This is a genomic window from Streptomyces sp. AC1-42W, from assembly GCF_003248355.1.
Taxonomy (GTDB): domain Bacteria; phylum Actinomycetota; class Actinomycetes; order Streptomycetales; family Streptomycetaceae; genus Streptomyces.
The window spans coordinates 2,687,120-2,706,794 of sequence record NZ_QKWY01000001.1 but is presented as its reverse complement, the minus strand read 5'-3'; the positions used below and the strand labels follow the sequence as shown (position 1 = coordinate 2,706,794).

Annotated in this window: 13 protein-coding genes and 2 pseudogenes; 8 read left to right on the top strand and 7 right to left on the bottom strand. The window is 72.4% G+C overall.

The window, feature by feature from the left end:
- Positions 1-146: 146 nt before the first annotated feature.
- On the bottom strand, positions 147-1,052 hold the full coding sequence (locus DNK56_RS12500; protein ID WP_111333578.1) for a tRNA (adenine-N1)-methyltransferase: 906 nt from the start codon (positions 1,050-1,052) through the stop codon (positions 147-149).
- A 74-nt stretch (positions 1,053-1,126) separates the two neighbouring features.
- On the bottom strand, positions 1,127-2,377 hold the full coding sequence (locus DNK56_RS12495; protein WP_111333576.1) for a site-2 protease family protein: 1,251 nt from the start codon (positions 2,375-2,377) through the stop codon (positions 1,127-1,129).
- Between the two features lie 240 nt (positions 2,378-2,617).
- On the opposite strand from DNK56_RS12495, the gene DNK56_RS12490 reads away from it, so the two are divergent.
- Together DNK56_RS12490 and DNK56_RS12485 are read left to right on the top strand one after the other, a co-directional pair.
- Positions 2,618-3,463, top strand: a complete 846-nt coding sequence (locus DNK56_RS12490) for a RecB family exonuclease (RefSeq protein WP_342211059.1) — start codon at positions 2,618-2,620, stop codon at positions 3,461-3,463.
- A gap of 9 nt (positions 3,464-3,472) precedes the next feature.
- Positions 3,473-4,144, top strand: coding sequence for a response regulator (locus DNK56_RS12485; protein WP_111333572.1), 672 nt, complete (start codon positions 3,473-3,475; stop codon positions 4,142-4,144).
- 25 nt (positions 4,145-4,169) lie between these two features.
- Here the strand turns inward: DNK56_RS12485 and DNK56_RS12480 are convergent, their stop codons facing one another.
- The 3 genes from DNK56_RS12480 to metH all read right to left on the bottom strand — a co-directional run bounded on the left by DNK56_RS12480 (position 4,170) and on the right by metH (position 10,132).
- Positions 4,170-5,747 (bottom strand): ABC transporter substrate-binding protein, encoded by a 1,578-nt coding sequence (locus tag DNK56_RS12480; RefSeq protein ID WP_111333569.1) that lies wholly within the window; start codon positions 5,745-5,747, stop codon positions 4,170-4,172.
- 36 nt (positions 5,748-5,783) lie between these two features.
- Positions 5,784-6,500, bottom strand: a complete 717-nt coding sequence (locus DNK56_RS12475) for an HAD family hydrolase (protein ID WP_111333567.1) — start codon at positions 6,498-6,500, stop codon at positions 5,784-5,786.
- A 119-nt stretch (positions 6,501-6,619) separates the two neighbouring features.
- Positions 6,620-10,132 (bottom strand): methionine synthase, encoded by a 3,513-nt coding sequence (gene metH, locus DNK56_RS12470; RefSeq protein WP_111333565.1) that lies wholly within the window; start codon positions 10,130-10,132, stop codon positions 6,620-6,622.
- Between the two features lie 238 nt (positions 10,133-10,370).
- On the opposite strand from metH, the gene DNK56_RS12465 reads away from it, so the two are divergent.
- The 5 genes from DNK56_RS12465 to DNK56_RS12445 all read left to right on the top strand — a co-directional run bounded on the left by DNK56_RS12465 (position 10,371) and on the right by DNK56_RS12445 (position 16,177).
- On the top strand, positions 10,371-11,135 hold the full coding sequence (locus tag DNK56_RS12465) for an IclR family transcriptional regulator (protein ID WP_199563844.1): 765 nt from the start codon (positions 10,371-10,373) through the stop codon (positions 11,133-11,135).
- Between the two features lie 302 nt (positions 11,136-11,437).
- Entirely contained in the window at positions 11,438-12,229 is a 792-nt protein-coding gene (locus tag DNK56_RS12460) for an MIP/aquaporin family protein (protein WP_111333561.1), read from the top strand.
- Positions 12,230-12,271: 42 nt separating this feature from the next.
- Complete coding sequence (glpK, locus tag DNK56_RS12455; protein ID WP_111333558.1) at positions 12,272-13,813, top strand: glycerol kinase GlpK; 1,542 nt, start codon at positions 12,272-12,274, stop codon at positions 13,811-13,813.
- A gap of 5 nt (positions 13,814-13,818) precedes the next feature.
- A complete protein-coding gene (locus tag DNK56_RS12450; RefSeq protein ID WP_111333556.1) occupies positions 13,819-15,432 on the top strand; it encodes a glycerol-3-phosphate dehydrogenase/oxidase in 1,614 nt (537 codons plus the stop codon).
- Positions 15,433-15,505: 73 nt separating this feature from the next.
- Positions 15,506-16,177 carry a FadR/GntR family transcriptional regulator gene (locus DNK56_RS12445; RefSeq protein ID WP_111333554.1) on the top strand — a complete coding sequence of 224 codons (672 nt, stop codon included), beginning with the start codon at positions 15,506-15,508 and terminating at the stop codon, positions 16,175-16,177.
- Between the two features lie 33 nt (positions 16,178-16,210).
- On the opposite strand, the pseudogene DNK56_RS12440 reads toward DNK56_RS12445, so the two are convergent.
- Together DNK56_RS12440 and DNK56_RS12435 are read right to left on the bottom strand one after the other, a co-directional pair.
- Positions 16,211-16,988: pseudogene (locus DNK56_RS12440) on the bottom strand (SDR family NAD(P)-dependent oxidoreductase).
- A 10-nt stretch (positions 16,989-16,998) separates the two neighbouring features.
- Positions 16,999-18,327 (bottom strand): annotated as a pseudogene (locus tag DNK56_RS12435) (enolase C-terminal domain-like protein); the annotation flags it as partial.
- Positions 18,328-18,557: 230 nt separating this feature from the next.
- Between DNK56_RS12435 and DNK56_RS12430 the strand changes: the two are divergent.
- Entirely contained in the window at positions 18,558-19,667 is a 1,110-nt protein-coding gene (locus DNK56_RS12430; RefSeq protein ID WP_111333552.1) for a PAC2 family protein, read from the top strand.
- Positions 19,668-19,675 lie beyond the last annotated feature (8 nt).

The following is a 19,675-nucleotide window of genomic DNA, read 5'->3' as shown; positions in this document are numbered from 1 at the left end:
GCATCGTGCCACACCTCACACCGGGGCGGAACGGTGGGGTGTGCCCGGAGGTGCGGACCGCGTACGGGCGGCTGTGAGAAGGGCGCCGCCGCCGGGTCTCCGGGTCGGTCCGGGACCCGGCGGCGGCGCCGGTGCGTGGCTCGGGGTCAGTCGTCGGCGGAGCCGTTGCGACCGCCGGGCCCGTCGTAGTCCTCGCCGTAGGCGCCCTTGGAGGGGCGGCGGCGCCGGGCCGGGGCCTGGACGCCGTCGGCGAGCCGGCGGGCGGTGACGAGGAAGCCGGTGTGTCCGATCATGCGGTGGTCGGGGCGGACGGCCAGGCCCTCGACGTGCCAGTTGCGGATCATCGACTCCCAGGGCTGCGGTTCGGCGAAGCAGCCGATCTCGCGGATGGACTCGACCGTCCGGGAGAGCTGGGTGGTGGTGGCGACGTACGCGCAGAGGATGCCGCCGGGGACCAGCGCCTTGGAGACGACGTCCAGGCACTCCCAGGGGGCCAGCATGTCCAGCACGACGCGGTCCACGTCGGTGTCCGTGAGGTTGTCCTGGAGGTCGCCGACCGTGAGCTGCCAGGCGGGGTGCGGGCTGCCGAAGTAGCGCTCGACGTTCTGCTGGGCGATCTCGGCGAAGTCCTCGCGGCGCTCGTAGGAGTGCAGCATGCCCTGCTCGCCGATGGCGCGGAGCAGGAAGGTCGAGAGCGCGCCCGAGCCGACGCCCGCCTCCACGACGCGTGCGCCGGGGAAGATGTCGCCGAAGGCGAGGATCTGGCCCGCGTCCTTCGGGTAGACCACGGCGGCGCCGCGGGGCATGGACAGGACGTAGTCGGGGAGCAGGGGGCGCAGCGCGAGGTAGGCGACGTTTCCCGTGGTACGGACCACACTGCCCTCGGGGGCGCCGATCAGCTCGTCGTGCGGGAAGGAACCCTTGTGGGTGTGAAAGCTCTTCCCGGCTTCGAGCGTGAAGGTGTGGTGGCGTCCCTTGGGATCGGTGAGCTGGACCTGGTCCCCGACCTTGAAGGGCCCGCGTCGGCGGGCGGCACCGGTCGGTTCAGACATGTGACCAGCGTACCCGTGTTTCGGGGGCCTCCGACCGCCCCGCCCGTACGCCTGTGCGACCGTACGGGCGCGGTTCAGGCGGCCGGGCGGGCCATGGCGGCGACGAAGGCGCGCTCGACGTCGGCGGTGGAGAGCACGCCGTAGATCTCGCCGGTCTCCTCGACCACCAGGTACTCCGTCGCGGGGGTGGCCTTGAGGTGGTCCAGGAGCGCTTCCCCGGCGAGTTCGGCGGAGACCTTCATGCCGTCCGTGAGGTCCTGGGCGAGGCCGCTGACGGCGACCCAGGGCCGGCGGTGCTCCGGAACGGCGACGATCGCGGTCTCCCGGACGAGGGCCTTGGGCGCGCCGGTGCCGTCCACGACGACGAGGGCGCGGGCGCCCGCCTCGTTGGCCCGGCGCAGCGCCTCGGAGAGGGGGGTGGCGGCCTCGACGGGGACGGCGCGCCGGGTGAGGCTGCGGGCGCGCAGGTCGGGGAGGTGTTCGCGGAGCCGGGCCATGCGCAGGCTGTTCCCGGCGCCGGTCCAGATGATGGCGGCGAGGATCGCGGCGAGCAGGGCGTCGGTGACGGTGTCCATGCCGCTGATCTCGCCGGCGTCGTTGCCCAGGGAGCCGCTGCGGGTGAGGAGCGGGAGGCCGACGAGCGTGACGACGGCGAGGGCGCGGCCGACCCAGGCGGCGGCGACGGTGCCGCTCATGGGCTTGCCGGTGATCTTCCAGACGACGGCCCTGAGCATGCGGCCGCCGTCCAGCGGGAGGCCGGGCAGCAGGTTGAAGGCGGCGACGATGAGGTTGGAGATCATCAGTCCGCCGAGCAGTACGGCGGGCACGGTGCCGCGTTCGACGAAGCGCAGCGGTACGTAGAAGAGGCCGCCGAGCACGAGGGAGAGCAGCGGGCCGACGAAGGCGAGGACGAATTCGCGGCCGGGGGTCTCGGACTCCTTCTCGATCTCGGAGACGCCGCCGAAGAACTGGAGCTGGATGCGCCGTACGGGGAGCTTGTAGCGCAGTGCGGCGATGGTGTGCGCCAGTTCGTGGACGAGCACGGAGGCGTAGAAGGCGATCGCGAAGAAGAGCGCCACGAGGTAGCGGGCGGCGCCGAGGTCGGGCAGCACCCGGTCGAGCTGGCCGCCGAACACCCAGGTGATCAGGGCCGCGACCAGGAACCAGCTGGGTGCGACGTAGACGGGCACGCCGAAGGGGCGGCCCATGAGGATGCCGCCTCCGGGCTCGTCCCGGCGCGGGGGCCGGCCCTTTCCGGGGCCGTCGCCGGGGCCGGTGCCCGCCGGTCCGGCCTGCGGCCGCCGGCTGTCGCCGCTCTCGTCCACGAGGTCCCTTCGGTTCGATGTCCTTCGCGGTGTCTTTCGCCACGATGATGCAGTGTTGGAGGGTCTGTGGTCGATGGTATGCCGATCGGTGTCGGTGGCGGGCCGTAGGGTCTTCGCATGACCTCCGTTCCGCCGCCCTCCCAGCCGCCCCGACCGGCCCCTTCACCGGCCTCTTCGCCGTCGCCGTCTCCGTCGCCGTCCGCGCCGTCGTCGCTCTCGCCGTCGCGGGCGGGCGACTTCATGCAGTGCCCTCTGCTGTACCGCTTCCGGGTCATCGACAAGCTGCCGGAGAAGCCCAGCGAGGCGGCTACCCGCGGCACGCTGGTCCATGCGGTGCTTGAGCGGCTGTTCGACAACCCGGCGGCGGAGCGGACGCCGGGGCGGGCGACGGCGCTGATTCCGGGCCAGTGGGACCGGCTGCTGGAGTCGCGGCCGGAGCTGGCCGAGCTGTTCGCCGGGGACGAGGGGGGCGAGCGCCTGGCGCGGTGGCTGGGGCAGGCGGAGCAGCTGGTGGAGCGCTGGTTCTCGCTGGAGGACCCGACGCGTCTGGAGCCGGCGGAGCGCGAGTTGTTCGTCGAGACGGAGCTGGAGTCGGGGCTGCGGCTGCGCGGGGTGATCGACCGCATCGACGTGGCGCCGACCGGCGAGGTCCGGATCGTCGACTACAAGACGGGGAAGGCGCCGCGTCCGGAGTACGCGGAGGGGGCGCTGTTCCAGATGAAGTTCTACGCCCTGGTGATCTGGCGGCTCAAGGGTGTGGTGCCGCGCCGGCTCCAGCTGGTCTACCTCGGCAGCGGCGATGTGATGACGTACGACCCGGTCGTGGCGGACCTGGAGCGGGTGGAGCGCAAGCTGCTGGCGCTGTGGGAGGCGATCTCGCTGGCGACGCGCACGGGCGAGTGGCGGCCGCGCCCGACGAAGCTGTGCGGCTGGTGCGACCACCAGGCGCTCTGTCCGGAATTCGGTGGGACTCCCCCGGTCTATCCGCTGAGCGTCCGCCCGGCCGGTGACGGGCAGGATGACCAGGGCAGAATGGACCCGGTCCGGGCTGAGGCCGGCCGGCCTGTGGCCCTCGACGGGCATTGAGGAGATCTGGTGGCTATCCGCGTCCTTCTGGTCGACGACCAACCGCTGCTGCGCACGGGCTTCCGGATGATTCTGGAGGCCGAGGGCGATCTGGTGGTGGTGGGCGAGGCCGGTGACGGCCTCCAGGCCCTGGACCAGGTGCGCGCGCTGCAGCCCGACGTGGTCCTGATGGACATCCGCATGCCCCGGATGGACGGGGTCGAGGCGACCCGGCAGATCACCGGTCCGGGCCGGGACGGCCCGGCGAAGGTCCTGGTGCTGACCACGTTCGACCTCGACGAGTACGTGGTGGAGGCGCTGCGGGCCGGGGCGAGCGGCTTTCTGCTCAAGGACGCCCCGGCCGACGAGCTGGTGCAGGCGATCCGGGTGGTGGCGGGCGGCGAGGCGATGCTCGCCCCGAGCATCACGCGCCGGCTGCTCGACAAGTACGCGGACCATCTGCCGTCCGGTGAGGAGCCCGTGCCGGACACGCTGCACACGCTGACCGACCGCGAGGTCGAGGTGTTGAAGCTGGTGGCGCGCGGCCTGTCGAACGCGGAGATCGCGGCGGACCTGTTCGTCAGCGAGACGACGGTGAAGACGCATGTGGGCCATGTGCTGACGAAGCTGGGTCTGCGCGACCGGGTGCAGGCCGCGGTGTACGCGTACGAGAGCGGTCTGGTGCGCCCCGGCGCGCAGTGACGCCGGGGCGCGGGCGGGGCGGGGTTCAGGCGCTGCCCCGGCGCAGCTCCCAGAGCCGCAGATCGGTGCCGGGCCCGACCGCCCATTCGACGCCGCCGACGCCGTCCAGGGACGCGGTGTACCGCGTCTCCTGCCAGAGCGGGAGTACGGGCACGTCGCGGGCGACGACGTCCTGGAGCCGTTCGAGGGCGGGTACGGCGGCGGCGCGGTCGGCCGTGCGGCGTGACCGGTCGACGAGGGTGCGGGCCTCGGGCGGGGCGGCGGGGCCGAGGAGGGGCGCCGTGTAGGCGTCGGGGTCCGGGAATTCGGGGACCAGGACCGTGCCGTGGACGGCGTAGTCGCCGCGCAGCAGCGCCGGGCCGAAGCGGGCCGGGGGGACGCCCTGTGCCGTGACGTCGAAGAGGCCGGTGTCGTTGAGCTGCTTCGCGACCGCGTCGAACACGGCGGCGGTCTCCGGGCCGTGGCGGTCGTCCGGGTAGTGCAGGGTGAAGCGGACCGGGGTGGGCACCTCGGCCTTCTTCAGGAGGGCGGCGGCCCCGGCGGTGTCGGGTTCGCCGTAGGCGCTGTAGAAGGCGTTGGCGTGGGCGGTGACGCCGGCGGGTATCGGCGAGTACAGCGGCTCGACGGTGCCGCCGCGGACCCGGCTCGCGATGCGGCCCCGGTCGACGGACCGGGCGACGGCGCGGCGGACGGCCCGGTCGCGGACGGCGGGGGCGCCGGTGTCGAAGCCGAGGTAGCCGATGGCGAGACCGGGCATCTCGGTGAGCCGTACGCCGTCCTCGGGTTCGGCGAGCAGCCGCCTGGCCCGGTCCGTGGACATGGCGTGGGCCATCACGTCGACGCGCCGTGCGTCGAAGGCCCTCTCCATGGCGGCGGCGTCGGGGAAGACGTCGAGTTCGACCGTGTCGTCGTGTGTCTCGTGGCTCCCCCGGTACCGGGGATTGCGGGTGAAGGTCGCCTTCACGAGCCGGCCGGATCTGACTTCCGCCTTCATGGTGTACGGCCCCGAGCCGTCCACCCGGAATCCGTCACGGGCGGCGTCGGCGGGGTAGTGGGCGCGCGGGACGATTCCGGCGGCCGGGGTGGCCAGCTTGTACGGGAAGGCGGCGTCCGGGGTGCGGAGGTGGAAGACGATGTCGCGGGTGCCCGAGGTCTCGACGGTGTCGATGCCGGCGAGGAGGGCGGCGGGTTGGCCGTCGGCGCCGATGCGGCGGACGCGGTCGATGGAGTGGGCGACGTCGTCGGGGGTGACGGGGGTGCCGTCGGCGAAGGTGAGCCCGGTGCGCAGCCGGCAGCGGTAGCTCTCGCTCCGGCTGTCCGTGAAGCGGCAGTTCTCGGCCGCGTCGGGGACGGGGGCGCCGCCGCCGCGCGGGGTGGCCATCAGGGTCTGCACGGTCTGCCGCAGCACGTTCCGGGCGCCCGGCCCGTGCGCGGTGGCCGGGTCGAGCGGGGCGGGGTCGGTGGTGGAGGCGGCGATCCGGTCCGTGGTGCCGACGACGACGGGGCCGGTGTCGGTGCCGCCGCCGTCCGGCGCGCCGCAGCCGGCGAGCACGGGCGCCAGCAGGCCCGCGACGGCCGGCAGCACCAGGGTCTTGCGTTTCATGGGGGCCGTTCTCCCTGTGGTTCGGGGAGAACGACCCTATCGGGCGTGTTCCGCGGCCCCTCGGGCGATGAGCTCCCGGAGGAAGGCGAGGTCCACCTCTTCCAGGGAGCTCACGACGACCCGGCCCTCGGCGGGGGCGATGGGTGCGACGGAGGGCACGGCGACCACCCGGCATCCGGCGGCCTCGGCCGCGGCCACCCCGGTGGCGGTGTCCTCGATGACGGCGCAGCGCCCGGGTTCGGCGCCGAAGCCCCGGGCGGCGGTGAGGTAGGGCTCGGGGTGCGGCTTGGTGCGGGTGACCTCGTCGCCGGCGACGGTGAGCGCGAAGTGGTGGCGGCCGACCGAGTCCAGGACCCGGTCGATGATGCGGCGGTGCGAGGCGGAGACGAGGGCGGTGGGGATGTCGTGGCGGCCCAGTTCGGCCAGCAGGCGGGCGGCGCCCGGCATCAGCGGGACGCCCCGGCCGATGCGCTTCTCGAACCGGTCGTTGAGGAGCACGGTCAGCTCGTCGAGGGTGACGTCGGCGCCGGTCGCCTCCATGAGATAGCCGGCACTGCGGGTCATCGGTCCCCCGACGACCACCTCGCGCCATGCCTCGTCCAGCCGGTGCCCGAGGTCCGCGAAGACCTCCACCTCGACGTCCCACCAGAAGCCCTCGGTGTCGACCAGGGTGCCGTCCATGTCGAGGAGGACGGCCTGGAGGGCGGCGCCCTTGGCCGTGCGGGTCGGGGACGCGGGAACCGTACTGGTCATCCGGCACACCTTCCATGAGGGACGAGAAGGCCGGCCGCCCGTCCCGGAGGATGGGCGACCGGCCTGCGCTGGACCGACAAGTGTACGACGTGATCGGCTACGACGCGTCGAACGGAGTCTTACCGCGCGTTGAAATACTTCGCCTCCGGGTGGTGGATGACGATCGCGTCGGTGGACTGCTCGGGGTGGAGCTGGAATTCCTCGGAGAGGTGGACGCCGATCCGCTCCGGCTGGAGCAGGTCCGCGATCTTGGCGCGGTCCTCCAGGTCGGGGCAGGCGCCGTAGCCGAGCGAGAAGCGCGCGCCCCGGTACTTCAGCGCGAACATGTCCTCGACCTGGGCCGGGTCCTCCCCGGCGAAGCCCAGTTCCGAGCGGACGCGGGCGTGCCAGTACTCGGCGAGGGCCTCGGCCAGCTGGACGGAGAGCCCGTGCAGCTCCAGGTAGTCGCGGTAGGCGTTGGCCTCGAAGAGCTTGGCGGTCTCGGCGCCGATCTTCGAGCCGACGGTGACGACCTGGAGGCCGACGACGTCCGTCTCGCCGGACTCCTCGGGGCGGAAGAAGTCCGACAAGCACAGGCGGCGGCCGCGGCGCTGGCGCGGGAAGGTGAAGCGGGTGCGCTCCGAGCCGTCCTCGTGCAGCAGGATCAGGTCGTCGCCCTTGGAGACGCAGGGGTAGTAGCCGTAGACGACGGCCGCCTCCAGCAGGTTGTCCGTCTGGAGCCGGTCGAGCAGGCCGCGCAGGCGCGGGCGGCCCTCGCTCTCGGCGAGCTGCTCGAAGGTGGGTCCGTCGCCGGCCCTGGACTGCTTGAGGCCCCACTGGCCCTTGAAGAGGGCGCCCTCGTCGAGCCAGGAGGAGTACTCCTTGAGCGGGATGCCCTTGATGACGCGGCTGCCCCAGAACGGCGGGGTGGGGACCGGGTTGGTGACGGAGACGTCGGAACGGACGCCCTCCTCCGGCTCCTCGACCTCCAGCACGGCGGTGTCCCGCTTGGGGACGCGGCGCTGCTTGAGCTCGGGCAGGGTCGCGCCGGGGACGCCGCGCTTGACGGCGATGAGCGCGTCCATCAGGCGCAGGCCCTCGAAGGCGTCGCGGGCGTAGCGGACCTCGCCCTCGTAGATCTCGTGGAGGTCCTGCTCGACGTAGGCGCGGGTGAGGGCGGCGCCGCCGAGGATCACCGGGTATTCGGCGGCCAGCTTGCGCTGGTTCAGCTCCTCCAGGTTCTCCTTCATGATCACGGTGGACTTGACGAGGAGGCCGGACATCCCGATGACGTCCGCCTTGTGCTCGTCGGCGGCCTCCAGGATCGCGGAGACGGGCTGCTTGATGCCGATGTTGACGACGTTGAACCCGTTGTTGGACAGGATGATGTCGACGAGGTTCTTGCCGATGTCGTGGACGTCGCCCCGGACGGTGGCCAGCACGATGGTGCCCTTGCCCTGCGCGTCCGACTTCTCCATGTGCGGTTCCAGGTGGGCGACCGCGCTCTTCATGACCTCGGCGGACTGGAGGACGAACGGCAGCTGCATCTGGCCGGAGCCGAAGAGCTCGCCGACGACCTTCATGCCCGCCAGGAGCGTGTTGTTGACGATGTCGAGGGCAGGCGTGTCCTTGAGGGCCTCGTCGAGGTCCTCCTCCAGGCCGTTCTTCTCGCCGTCGATGATGCGGCGCTGGAGGCGCTCGTCCAGCGGGAGGGCCAGGAGTTCCTCGGCCTTGCCCTCCTTGAGGGACTTCATGTTGACGCCCTCGAACAGCTCCATCAGCCGCTGGAGGGGGTCGTAGCCCTCGGCGCGGCGGTCGTGGATCAGATCGAGGGCGACCTTGACCTGCTCCTCCTCCAGCCGGGCGATGGGCAGGATCTTGGAGGCGTGCACGATGGCGGAGTCCAGGCCGGCCTTGACGCACTCGTCCAGGAAGACGGAGTTCAGGACGACGCGGGCCGCCGGGTTGAGGCCGAAGGAGATGTTGGAGAGGCCCAGCGTGGTCTGCACGGCGGGGTGGCGCTTCTTCAGCTCGCGGATGGCCTCGATGGTGGCCGCGCCGTCCTTGCGGGACTCCTCCTGGCCGGTGCAGATGGTGAAGGTCAGGGTGTCGATGAGGATGTCCGACTCCTGGATGCCCCAGTTGCCGGTGAGGTCGGCGATGAGCCGTTCGGCGACGGCGACCTTGTGCTCGGCGGTGCGGGCCTGGCCCTCCTCGTCGATGGTCAGCGCGATCAGCGCGGCGCCGTGCTCGGCGGCCAGCCGGGTGACCTTGACGAAGCGGGAGTCCGGGCCGTCGCCGTCCTCGTAGTTGACGGAGTTGAGTACCGCGCGGCCGCCCAGCTTCTCCAGGCCGGCCCGCAGCACGGGCAGCTCCGTGGAGTCCAGGACGATCGGCAGCGTGGAGGCGGTGGCGAACCGGCCGGCCAGCTCCTCCATGTCGGCGACGCCGTCGCGGCCCACGTAGTCGACGCACAGGTCGAGCATGTGCGCGCCCTCGCGGATCTGGTCGCGGGCCATCTCCACGCAGTCGTCCCAGCGGCCCTCCAGCATGGCCTCGCGGAACTTGCGCGACCCGTTGGCGTTCGTGCGCTCGCCGATCGCCAGGTACGAGGTGTCCTGGCGGAAGGGGACGGTCTGGTAGAGCGAGGCGGCGCCGGGCTCGGGGCGCGGCTCGCGGGCGGCCGGGACGGTGCCGCGTACGCGCTCGACCACCTGGCGCATGTGCTCCGGGGTCGTACCGCAGCAGCCGCCGACCAGGGAGAGGCCGTACTCGCGGACGAAGGTCTCCTGGGCGTCGGCCAGCCCCTCCGCGTCGAGCGGGAAGTGCGCGCCGTCCTTGGTCAGGACGGGCAGGCCGGCGTTGGGCATGCAGAGCAGCGGGATGCGGGAGTGCCGGGTGAGGTAGCGCAGGTGCTCGCTCATCTCGGCGGGGCCGGTCGAGCAGTTCAGCCCGATCATGTCGATGCCGAGGGGCTCCAGGGCGGTCAGGGCCGCGCCGATCTCGGAGCCGAGGAGCATGGTGCCGGTCGTCTCGAAGGCCAGCGAGCACAGCACCGGCAGGTCGCTGCCCAGGGCGTCCAGGGCGCGGCGGGCGCCGAGGACGGCGGCCTTGGTCTGCAGGAGGTCCTGGGTGGTCTCGATGATCAGCGCGTCGGCGCCGCCGGCGATCAGGCCCTCGGCGTTGGCCTGGAAGCCGTCGCGGACGGTGGCGTAGGGGATGTGGCCGAGGGTGGGCAGCTTGGTGCCGGGGCCCATGGAGCCGAGGACCCAGCGCTGCTCGCCGGTGGAGGCGGTGTACGCGTCGGCGACCTCGCGGGCGATGCGCGCCCCTGCCTCGGAGAGTTCGTGGACGCGGTCGGCGATGTCGTACTCGCCGAGGGCGGCGGTGTTGGCGCCGAAGGTGTTCGTCTCGACGCAGTCGACGCCGACGGCGAAGTACGCCTCGTGCACGGAGCGCACGATGTCCGGCCGGGTGAGGTTGAGAATCTCGTTGCAGCCTTCGAGGTTCTCGAAGTCCGCGAGCGTGGGGTCCTGCGCCTGGAGCATGGTGCCCATGGCTCCGTCGGCCACCACCACTCGGGCGGTGAGCGCCTCACGGAGGGCGGCGGAACGGGTCCGGCTGTCGGCGGAAGGGGTCGGCGACGAGGCCATGGATGTACTCCCTGGGATGCGACGGCTGTCGGCTTTGCGTCTTCGGCGGAAGGCGCACCCGGCCAGGGTAGCCGGGTCGCGGCCCGGCCCGTCACTCTGTCCCACGAGCCGGACTGCATGCTGGTCACGGGGGTGTCCGGGGTCGTCGGGTGTCGCGGACTTCCGTCGCGGTCGAGCGTGGGTCGGCATCGGCCGATAGTGTTCAGCATTGTCGAACAAGGTGGAGGAGTACGGCGCCATGGCCAAGAACATCCAGTCGCTGGAGCGGGCCGCGGCGATGCTGCGCCTGCTGGCGGGCGGCGAGCGGCGGCTGGGTCTCTCCGAGATCGCCTCCTCACTGGGCCTGGCCAAGGGCACCGCACACGGCATCCTGCGCACGCTCCAGCACGAGGGCTTCGTCGAGCAGGACAACGCCTCCGGCCGCTATCAGCTGGGCGCGGAGCTGCTGCGCCTGGGCAACAGCTATCTCGACGTCCACGAGCTGCGGGCCCGCGCCCTGGTCTGGACGGACGACCTGGCCCGGTCCAGCGGCGAGAGCGTCCACCTGGGCGTGCTGCACCAGCAGGGCGTCCTGATCGTCCACCACGTCTTCCGGCCCGACGACAGCCGCCAGGTCCTGGAGGTGGGGGCCATGCAGCCGCTGCACTCCACGGCCCTGGGCAAGGTGCTGGCCGCCTACGACCCGGTGGCGCACACCGAGGCCATGGAGGTCGAGCGGCGCCCGTTCACGCCCCGGACGGTGACCGGCGCCGAGGAGTTCGAGGCGGTCCTGGACCGGGTGCGGGCGCGGGGCTGGGGGTCCGACGTGGAGGAGACCTGGGAAGGGGTGGCCGCGGTGGCCGCCCCGATCCACGACCGGCGCCGGATGCCGGTGGGCGCCATAGCCGTGACCGGTGCGGTGGAGCGGGTCTGCAAGGACGGCGAGCTGCGCCCCGAGCTGGTCGCGGCGGTACGCGACTGCGCCCGCGCCGTCTCGCGGGATCTGGGCGCCCGCCGCTTCTGAGCCGCCCGGCCCGCCGCTTCCCGGCCCGCCGCTTCCCGGCCCCCCGCCCCACCGGCCGGGGGCCGCCCGCGTACCCGGCCGGCCGGCTCCGTAACGATCGATTCGTACGTCACACCCCTCTTGACGCTGCCTTCACCTGGACGAAACACTGCCGTTCATCGGTCGGCATTGTCGAACACTTAACGGAAATTCGCGTTAGGGTGTGGCCGTGCCAAGGGCCGGCCAAGCCCTCCCACGAGGGCGCGGACCACCGGAGGGATTCGGGGTTCGGCTTCCCTGGACGAAGGACAAAGGAGTCGCGGGTGTCCAGCTCCGACATCTTCATCGGCGAGACCATCGGTACCGCCGTACTCATCCTGCTCGGCGGCGGTGTCTGTGCCGCCGTCACGCTCAAGCACTCCAAGGCGCGGAACGCCGGCTGGCTCGCCATCACCTTCGGGTGGGGCTTCGCGGTGCTCACCGGCGCCTATCTGGCCGGCGGCGTGTCGGGGGCGCATCTCAACCCGGCCGTCACCATCGGCCTGGCCATCGAGGGCGGCACCGAGTGGAGCGACGTACCGCTCTACCTCGGCTCGGAGCTGCTCGGCGCGATGATCGGCGCGGTGCTGGTCTGGCTGACGTACTACGGGCAGTTCCGGGCCCATCTCACCGATCCGGAGGTCCTGCGGACCCATTCGGGTGAGGAGGGCATGGTCGACCAGTCCGCGGCCCCCGCGGCCGGACCGGTGCTCGGTGTCTTCTCGACGGGCCCCGAGATCCGCAACGCCGCGCAGAACGTCCTCACCGAGGTCATCGCCACCGTCGTGCTGGTGCTCGCCATCCTCACCCAGGGCCTCAACGCCGACGGCGACGGGCTCGGCACGCTGGGCGCGCTGATCACCTCCCTGGTCGTCGTCGGCATCGGCCTGTCGCTCGGCGGCCCGACCGGGTACGCGATCAACCCGGTCCGCGACCTCGGTCCGCGTATCGTGCACGCGCTGCTGCCGCTGCCGAACAAGGGCGGCTCCGACTGGGGCTACGCCTGGGTCCCGGTCGTCGGCCCGCTGATCGGCGGCGCGCTCGCGGGCGGCCTCTACCACCTCGCCTTCCCCTAGCCCGTACCCACACCACTCCACACAGACCTCCGGGAGCACACCGTGACCGACGCACACACCACCGGCAGCCACGGCACCGGCCCGTTCATCGCGGCCATCGACCAGGGCACGACCTCCAGCCGCTGCATCGTCTTCGACAAGGACGGGCGGATCGTCTCCGTCGACCAGAAGGAGCACGAGCAGATCTTCCCCAAGCCGGGCTGGGTCGAACACGACGCGGCCGAAATCTGGGAGAACGTCCAGGAAGTCGTCGCCGGAGCGATCGTGAAGGCCGGCATCACCGCCGCCGACGTCCAGGCGATCGGCATCACCAACCAGCGCGAGACCACCCTGCTGTGGGACCGCCACACCGGTGAGCCCGTCCACAACGCCCTCGTCTGGCAGGACACCCGTACCGACGCGCTCTGCAAGGAACTCGGCCGCAACGTCGGCCAGGACCGCTTCCGCCGCGAGACCGGGCTGCCGCTCGCCTCGTACTTCGCCGGGCCCAAGGTGCGCTGGCTCCTCGACAACGTCGAGGGGCTGCGCGAGCGGGCCGAACGCGGCGACATCCTCTTCGGCACCATGGACTCCTGGGTCATCTGGAACCTCACCGGCGGCACCGAGGGCGGCGTCCACGTCACCGACGTCACCAACGCCTCGCGCACCCTTCTGATGAACCTGCACACCATGCAGTGGGACGAGCGCATCTGCTCCTCCATCGGGGTGCCCACGGCCGTGCTGCCCGAGATCCGCTCCTCCGCCGAGGTCTACGGGACCGCCAGGGGCGGCGTGCTCGACGGCGTGCCGGTGGCCTCCGCGCTGGGCGACCAGCAGGCCGCGCTGTTCGGCCAGACGTGCTTCGCCGAGGGCGAGGCCAAGTCCACGTACGGCACCGGCACCTTCATGCTGATGAACACCGGCGAGACGCCCGTCAACTCCTACAACGGCCTGCTGACGACGGTCGGCTACCGGATCGGCGACCAGAAGGCGGTGTACGCCCTGGAGGGGTCGATCGCCGTCACCGGCTCGCTGGTGCAGTGGATGCGCGACCAGATGGGGCTGATCCAGTCCGCGGCCGAGATCGAGACCCTGGCGTCCTCGGTGGAGGACAACGGCGGCGCCTACTTCGTGCCCGCCTTCTCCGGCCTGTTCGCCCCGTACTGGCGCCCGGACGCGCGCGGTGTCATCGCCGGCCTCACCCGGTACGTCACCAAGGCGCACATCGCCCGCGCCGTCCTTGAGGCCACCGCCTGGCAGACGCGCGAGATCAGCGACGCCATGACCAAGGACTCCGGCGTCGAGCTGACCGCCCTCAAGGTGGACGGCGGCATGACCTCCAACAACCTGCTGATGCAGACGCTCGCCGACTTCCTGGACGCGCCCGTGGTGCGGCCGATGGTCGCCGAGACCACCTGCCTCGGCGCCGCCTACGCCGCCGGCCTGGCCGTCGGCTTCTGGCCGGACACCGACGCGCTGCGCGCCAACTGGCGCCGCGCCGCCGAGTGGACCCCCCGCATGGACGCGGACACCCGCGCCCGCGAGTACAAGAGCTGGCTCAAGGCCGTGGAACGCACCATGGGCTGGCTGGACGACGAGGAGTAGACACCATGACCACCCCGCAGAGCGTCCCCACCCTCGGGACGCATCCGGCATCCGGCTCCCTGCCGAGCCGCGCCGCGACACGGGAGCAGCTGTCCGGAGCGGCGTACGACCTCCTGGTCATCGGCGGCGGCATCCTGGGCATCTCCACCGCCTGGCACGCCGCGCAGTCCGGGCTGCGGGTGGCCCTGGTGGACGCCGGCGACTTCGCCGGCGCCACCTCCTCCGCCTCCTCCAAGCTGCTCCACGGCGGGCTGCGCTATCTGCAGACCGGCGCGGTGAAGCTGGTGGCGGAGAACCACTTCGAGCGCCGTGCGGTCTCCCGCCAGGTCGCCCCGCACCTGGCCAACCCGCTCACCTTCTACCTGCCGGTGTACAAGGGCGGGCCGCACGGCGCGGCGAAGCTCGGCGCGGGCGTCTTCGCGTACTCGGCGCTGTCCGCCTTCGGGGACGGCGTCGGCCATGTGATCAGCCCGGCGAAGGCGGCGCGCGACGTGCCGGAGCTGCGTACGGAGAACCTGCGCGCGGTCGCGGTGTACGGCGACGACCAGATGAACGACGCCCGGATGGCGCTGATGACGGTCCGCGCGGCGGTCGACGCGGGCGCGGTGGTGCTCAACCACGCGGCGGTGACCGGGCTGCGGTTCACCCGTGGCCGGGTGACGGGCGCCGAGCTGCGGGACGCCCTGGACGGCACCGAGTTCGGGGTGAGCGCCCGGCTCGTGCTGAACGCGACCGGGCCGTGGGTGGACCACCTGCGCCGGATGGAGGACCCGAACGCGGCGCCCTCCATACGCCTGTCCAAGGGCGCCCATCTGGTGCTGAGGCGGACCCGGCCCTGGAAGGCCGCGCTGGCGACCCCGATCGACAAGTACCGCATCACGTTCGCCCTGCCGTGGGAGGACATGCTGCTCCTGGGCACGACCGACGAGGAGTACGAGGGCGACCCGGCGGAGGTCGCGGTGACCGAGAGGGACACCGCGCAGATCCTGGACGAGGCGGCGTTCTCGGTGCGGGACCAGCAGCTGTCGCGGGACCTGATCACGTACGCGTTCGCCGGGCTGCGGGTGCTGCCGGGCGGGCCGGGCGACACCTCGAAGGCCAAGCGCGAGACGGTCGTGACGGAGGGCCGTGGCGGGATGCTCTCGGTGGCCGGCGGCAAGTGGACGACGTTCCGGCACATCGGCCGTACGGTGATGAACAAGCTGGCCGCGCTCCCCGGCCGGCCGCTCGCCGAGGACATGGAGCCGATGGCCCGGCTGCCCAGGAAGCTGCCGCTGCCCGGTATCGCCAACCCGGACGCGGTGGCGCACCGGCTGCTCGTGGACGGCGGGACGCCCGGCCCCCGGATGGCCGCCGACACCGCCCGCCATCTGGCCACGCACTACGGCTCGCTGTCCTTCGACATCGCCCGGCTGGCCAACGAGGACCCGGCGCTGGCCGAGCGCGTCCACCCGGACGCCCCGGAGATCTGGGCGCAGGTCGTCTACGCGCGGGACCACGAGTGGGCCGAGTCGGTGGACGACGTGCTGCGCCGGCGGACGACGCTGACCATCCGGGGGCTGGCGACGGACGAGGTCCGGGACCGGGTGGCGAAGGTGCTGGGCGAGCGGCGCGGCTGAGCCGGTCCGGCGGTCGGAGGGGCCTCGTCGGGACGCATAATGGGGCGATAGATCGGATGTCTGGAGGTCGCCCATGGCTGTCACCGACGAGGCCATCGAGAAGATCAAGGAAATGATCGTCTCGGGTGCGCTGAGGCCCGGCGATCGTCTGCCCAAGGAGAGCGAGCTCGCCGCGGAGCTGGGGCTTTCCCGCAACTCGCTGCGGGAGGCGGTGCGCGCGCTGTCGCTGATCCGGATTCTCGACGTCCGCCAGGGCGACGGCACGTATGTGACGAGCCTGGACCCGCAGTTGCTGCTGGAGGCGCTGAGTTTCGTCGTGGACTTCCACCGGGACGACACGGTGCTGGAGTTCCTGTCGGTGCGCCGGATTCTGGAGCCGGCCGCGACGGCGATGGCGGCGTCCCGGATCGGCGAGGAGCAATTGGACCTGCTCGGCGCGCAGTTGGACGCGCTGGGCGAGCGGCCCTCGGTGGAGGAGCTGGTCGCCTGCGATCTGGAGTTCCACCGGGGCATCGTCCAGTCGTCCGGGAACTCGGTGCTGTGCTCGCTGCTCGACGGGCTGTCGGGGCCGACGACCCGTGCGCGGGTGTGGCGCGGGCTGACGCAGGAGGACGCGGTGAGCCGGACGCTGCACGAGCACCGGGCGATCCTCTCCGCGCTGCGGGCCCGCGACGCGGAGGCGGCGCGCGCCTGGGCGACGGTCCATGTGGCGAGCGTGGAGCAGTGGCTGCGCTCGACCCTGTAGCGAAGGGGCGGTCGGGATCGAGCGCGGCGGGGGTCAGCCGGCGGCGGGGCGCGGGCGCAGCCCCTGCATCCCGCCGTCCACGGCCAGGGCGGTGCCGGTGACGGAGGCCGCGGCGGGGCCGGCGAGGTAGCAGACCGCGGCGGCCACCTCGTCGGCGGAGACCAGCCGGCCCAGGGGCTGCCGGGCTTCGAGGGCGGCGCGTTCGGCGACCGGGTCGTCCGCCCGGTCGAGCAGCCGCCCGATCCACGGCGTTTCGACGGTGCCGGGGTTGACGCAGTTGACGCGGATGCCCTCGCGGACGTGGTCGGCGGCCATGGCGAGGGTGAGCGCGAGGACCGCGCCCTTGCTCGCGCTGTACAGGGCGCGCCGGGGCAGTCCGGCGGGGCGGCGATCGAGCAGGTGTGGGTGACCGATACGGCGCCGGGGCGCTCGGCGGCGGCCCGGCGCAGATGCGGCAGGGCGTGCCGGGCGACGCGGACCATGCCGAGCACGTTGACGTCGAGGACCCGCGCCCACTCGGCGTCGTCGTTGTCCTCGACGGTGCCGATGGCTCCGATGCCCGCGTTGGAGACCAGGGTGTGCAGGGGGCCGAGGGCGGCGGCGGCCCGGTCGACGCCGGCGCGCACGGCGTCGTCGTCGGTGACGTCGGCCGGGACGGCGAGGGCGCCGGGGGTGTGCCGGTGGTGTCGCGGTCGAGGACGGCGACGCGTGCGCCGCGCGCCAGGAGCAGGGTGGTGACGGCGGCCCCGATGCCGGAGGCGCCTCCGGTCACCAGGGCGTTCATCCCCTCGAAGTCGTGCGTGCCGGTCATCGGCTCTCCTCCTTCGGCTCGGTGTGCGAGGTGTGCGAGGTGTGCGAGGTGTGCGAGGTGGGTGTGCGGCGAGGGAGCCGGGGCGCATCCTGGCGGAGAAGCCGGGGGCCTCGGGGGCGGTGTAGCGGCCGTCGACGAGGACGACGGGGTCGGTGAAGTGCTCGTGGAGGTGGTCGACGTACTCGATCACGCGGTTCTCCCGGCTGCCGGAGACGGCGACGAAGTCGAACATGGCGAGGTGCTGGACGAGTTCGCAGAGCCCGACTCCCCCGGCGTGCGGGCAGACGGGGACGCCGTACTTGGCGGCCAGCAGCAGGATCGCCAGGTTCTCGTTGACGCCGGCGACGCGTGCGGCGTCGATCTGGACGAAGTCGACGGCCCCGGCCTGCAGGAGCTGTTTGAACACGACCCGGTTGGCGGCGTGTTCGCCGGTGGCGACGGGGACGGGCTGTCCGGCGCGCACGGCGGCGTGGCCGAGGATGTCGTCGGGGCTGGTCGGTTCCTCGATCCAGTGCGGGTCGTACGGGGCGAGCGCGGTCATCCGGGCGACGGCTTCGGCCACGTCCCAGCGCTGGTTGGCGTCCAGGGCGATGCGGACGTCCGGGCCGACCGCCGCGCGGGCGAGGGCCGTGCGGCGGACGTCGTCGTCGGGCCGGCCGCCGACCTTGAGCTTGATCTGGGTGAAGCCGTCGGCGACGGCCCGCCGGGCGAGCCGGACCAGTTTGTCGTCGGAGTAGCCGAGCCAGCCGGGTGAGGTGGTGTACGCGGGGTAGCCCTCGGCGCACAGTCGTGCGGTGCGGGCGGCGCGGCCCGGTTCGGCGGCGCGCAGGATGGCCAGCGCCTCGTCGGGGGTGAGGGCGTCGGTGAGGTAGCGGAAGTCGATGAGGGAGACCAGTTCCTCGGGCGTCATCCGGGCCAGGAACTCCCAGACGGGCCGGCCGGCGAGCTTGGCGGCCAGGTCCCAGGCGGCGTTGACCACCGCCCCGGCGGCCATGTGCATCACGCCCTTCTCGGGCCCCAGCCAGCGCAGTTGGGAGTCATGGGTCAGCTCCCGGTACAGGGCGCCGAGACCGGCGGCTCCCCGGGGCACGGGGCGCCCGACGAGGTGGGGGCGCAGGGCCCCGATGGCGGCGGCCATGACGTCGTTGCCCCGGCCGATGGTGAAGCAGAAGCCGTGCCCTTCGGCGGGCTCGCCGTCCGGTCCGGCGGCATCGGTGCGCAGCACGACGTAGGCGGCCGAGTAGTCGGGGTCGGGGTTCATGGCGTCCGAGCCGTCCAGCTGTCGCGAGGTCGGAAATCGGATGTCGTGGACCTCGACGTCCGTGACGGTCTGTCTCATACGTCCCCCAGGGAAATAACATCGGACCTCTGCACGGGTCATCCGATGTATAGCCCGTTGAACACACCCCGGCCCAGAGAGATGGCCCGAATTTCGGCTGACAGCTCGGGTGTATGAGTAGGTGTTGTTCAACTGGGCAGGTTCACCCGGCCATGCACGGGGCTGCGGTTCGGGACGCCGCAGGCCGTAAGGTTGTCCCGTACGCAAGGGAACTTCGGAAGGAGGCTGGGGTGATCGAGCTCGAGGGCGTTCCCGAGCTGATCGACCCGGTCATGGTGGCCGCGTTCGAGGGCTGGAACGACGCGGGTGACGCCGCCTCCACAGCGGTCGCGCATCTGGACCGGGAGTGGAAGGGGGAGGTGTTCGCGGCGCTCGACGCCGAGGACTACTACGACTTCCAGGTCAATCGCCCCACGGTGTGGCTGGACGGCGGGGTGCGCAAGATCACCTGGCCGACCACCCGGCTCTCCGTGGTTCGCATCGGCGGGGACAAGCCCCGCGATCTCGTCCTGGTCCGGGGCATCGAACCGTCCATGCGCTGGCGGTCGTTCTGCAACGAACTCCTGGGCTTCGCGCATGAACTGGGCGTCGAGATGGTGGTGGTGCTCGGCGCGCTGCTGGGCGACACCCCGCACACCCGCCCGGTCCCGGTCAGCGGAGTCACGTCCGACCCGGATCTGGCCCGCACCATGGACCTGGAGGAGACCAGGTACGAGGGCCCGACCGGCATCGTCGGCATCCTCCAGGAGGCGTGCACCCACGCGGGTGTGCCCGCGGTGAGCCTGTGGGCGGCGGTGCCGCACTATGTGTCGCAGCCGCCCAACCCCAAGGCGACGCTGGCCCTGCTGAACCGTCTGGAGGACCTGCTCGGGCTGCGCATCCCGCTCGGCGAGCTGCCGGAGGACGCGCGCGCCTGGCAGGTCGGGGTCGACCAACTGGCCGCCGAGGACAGCGAGGTGGCCGAGTACGTGCAGACGCTGGAGGAGGCCCGCGACACGGCGGAGCTGCCCGAGGCGAGCGGTGAGGCCATCGCCCGCGAGTTCGAGCGGTATCTGCGGCGCCGCGATCCGGGCCCCGCGCAGCCGCCCGGCGGGCATGCCACGGAGTCGGGTGACACCTCGTACCTCCGGGAGACGTCCGGCGAACGCGTCAGGCCGCCGAAGCCGCTGCGCCCGGAGACGGGTCCGGCCCGGCCCGGCACCGCGGGACCCGCACGGCCGTCGTCCGACGACCCCGGCGACCGTACGGACGGCACCACCGGTCCGGCCGGCGGCCCGGACGGGGACGGCGGCGACGACAGCGACGACGACGGCCGCGACGGCCCCCCGACGCAGGACTGAAACAGCCG

Excerpts from the sequence above, each read along its gene's own strand:
- DNK56_RS12500 (WP_111333578.1), bottom strand. The coding sequence starts at position 1,052 with ATGTCTGAACCGACCGGTGCCGCCCGCCGACGCGGGCCCTTCAAGGTC.
- DNK56_RS12490 (WP_342211059.1), top strand. The coding sequence starts at position 2,618 with ATGCAGTGCCCTCTGCTGTACCGCTTCCGGGTCATCGACAAGCTGCCG.
- DNK56_RS12480 (WP_111333569.1), bottom strand. The coding sequence starts at position 5,747 with ATGAAACGCAAGACCCTGGTGCTGCCGGCCGTCGCGGGCCTGCTGGCG.
- DNK56_RS12475 (WP_111333567.1), bottom strand. The coding sequence starts at position 6,500 with ATGACCAGTACGGTTCCCGCGTCCCCGACCCGCACGGCCAAGGGCGCC.
- metH (WP_111333565.1), bottom strand. The coding sequence starts at position 10,132 with ATGGCCTCGTCGCCGACCCCTTCCGCCGACAGCCGGACCCGTTCCGCC.
- DNK56_RS12465 (WP_199563844.1), top strand. The coding sequence starts at position 10,371 with ATGGCCAAGAACATCCAGTCGCTGGAGCGGGCCGCGGCGATGCTGCGC.
- DNK56_RS12450 (WP_111333556.1), top strand. The coding sequence starts at position 13,819 with ATGACCACCCCGCAGAGCGTCCCCACCCTCGGGACGCATCCGGCATCC.
- DNK56_RS12445 (WP_111333554.1), top strand. The coding sequence starts at position 15,506 with ATGGCTGTCACCGACGAGGCCATCGAGAAGATCAAGGAAATGATCGTC.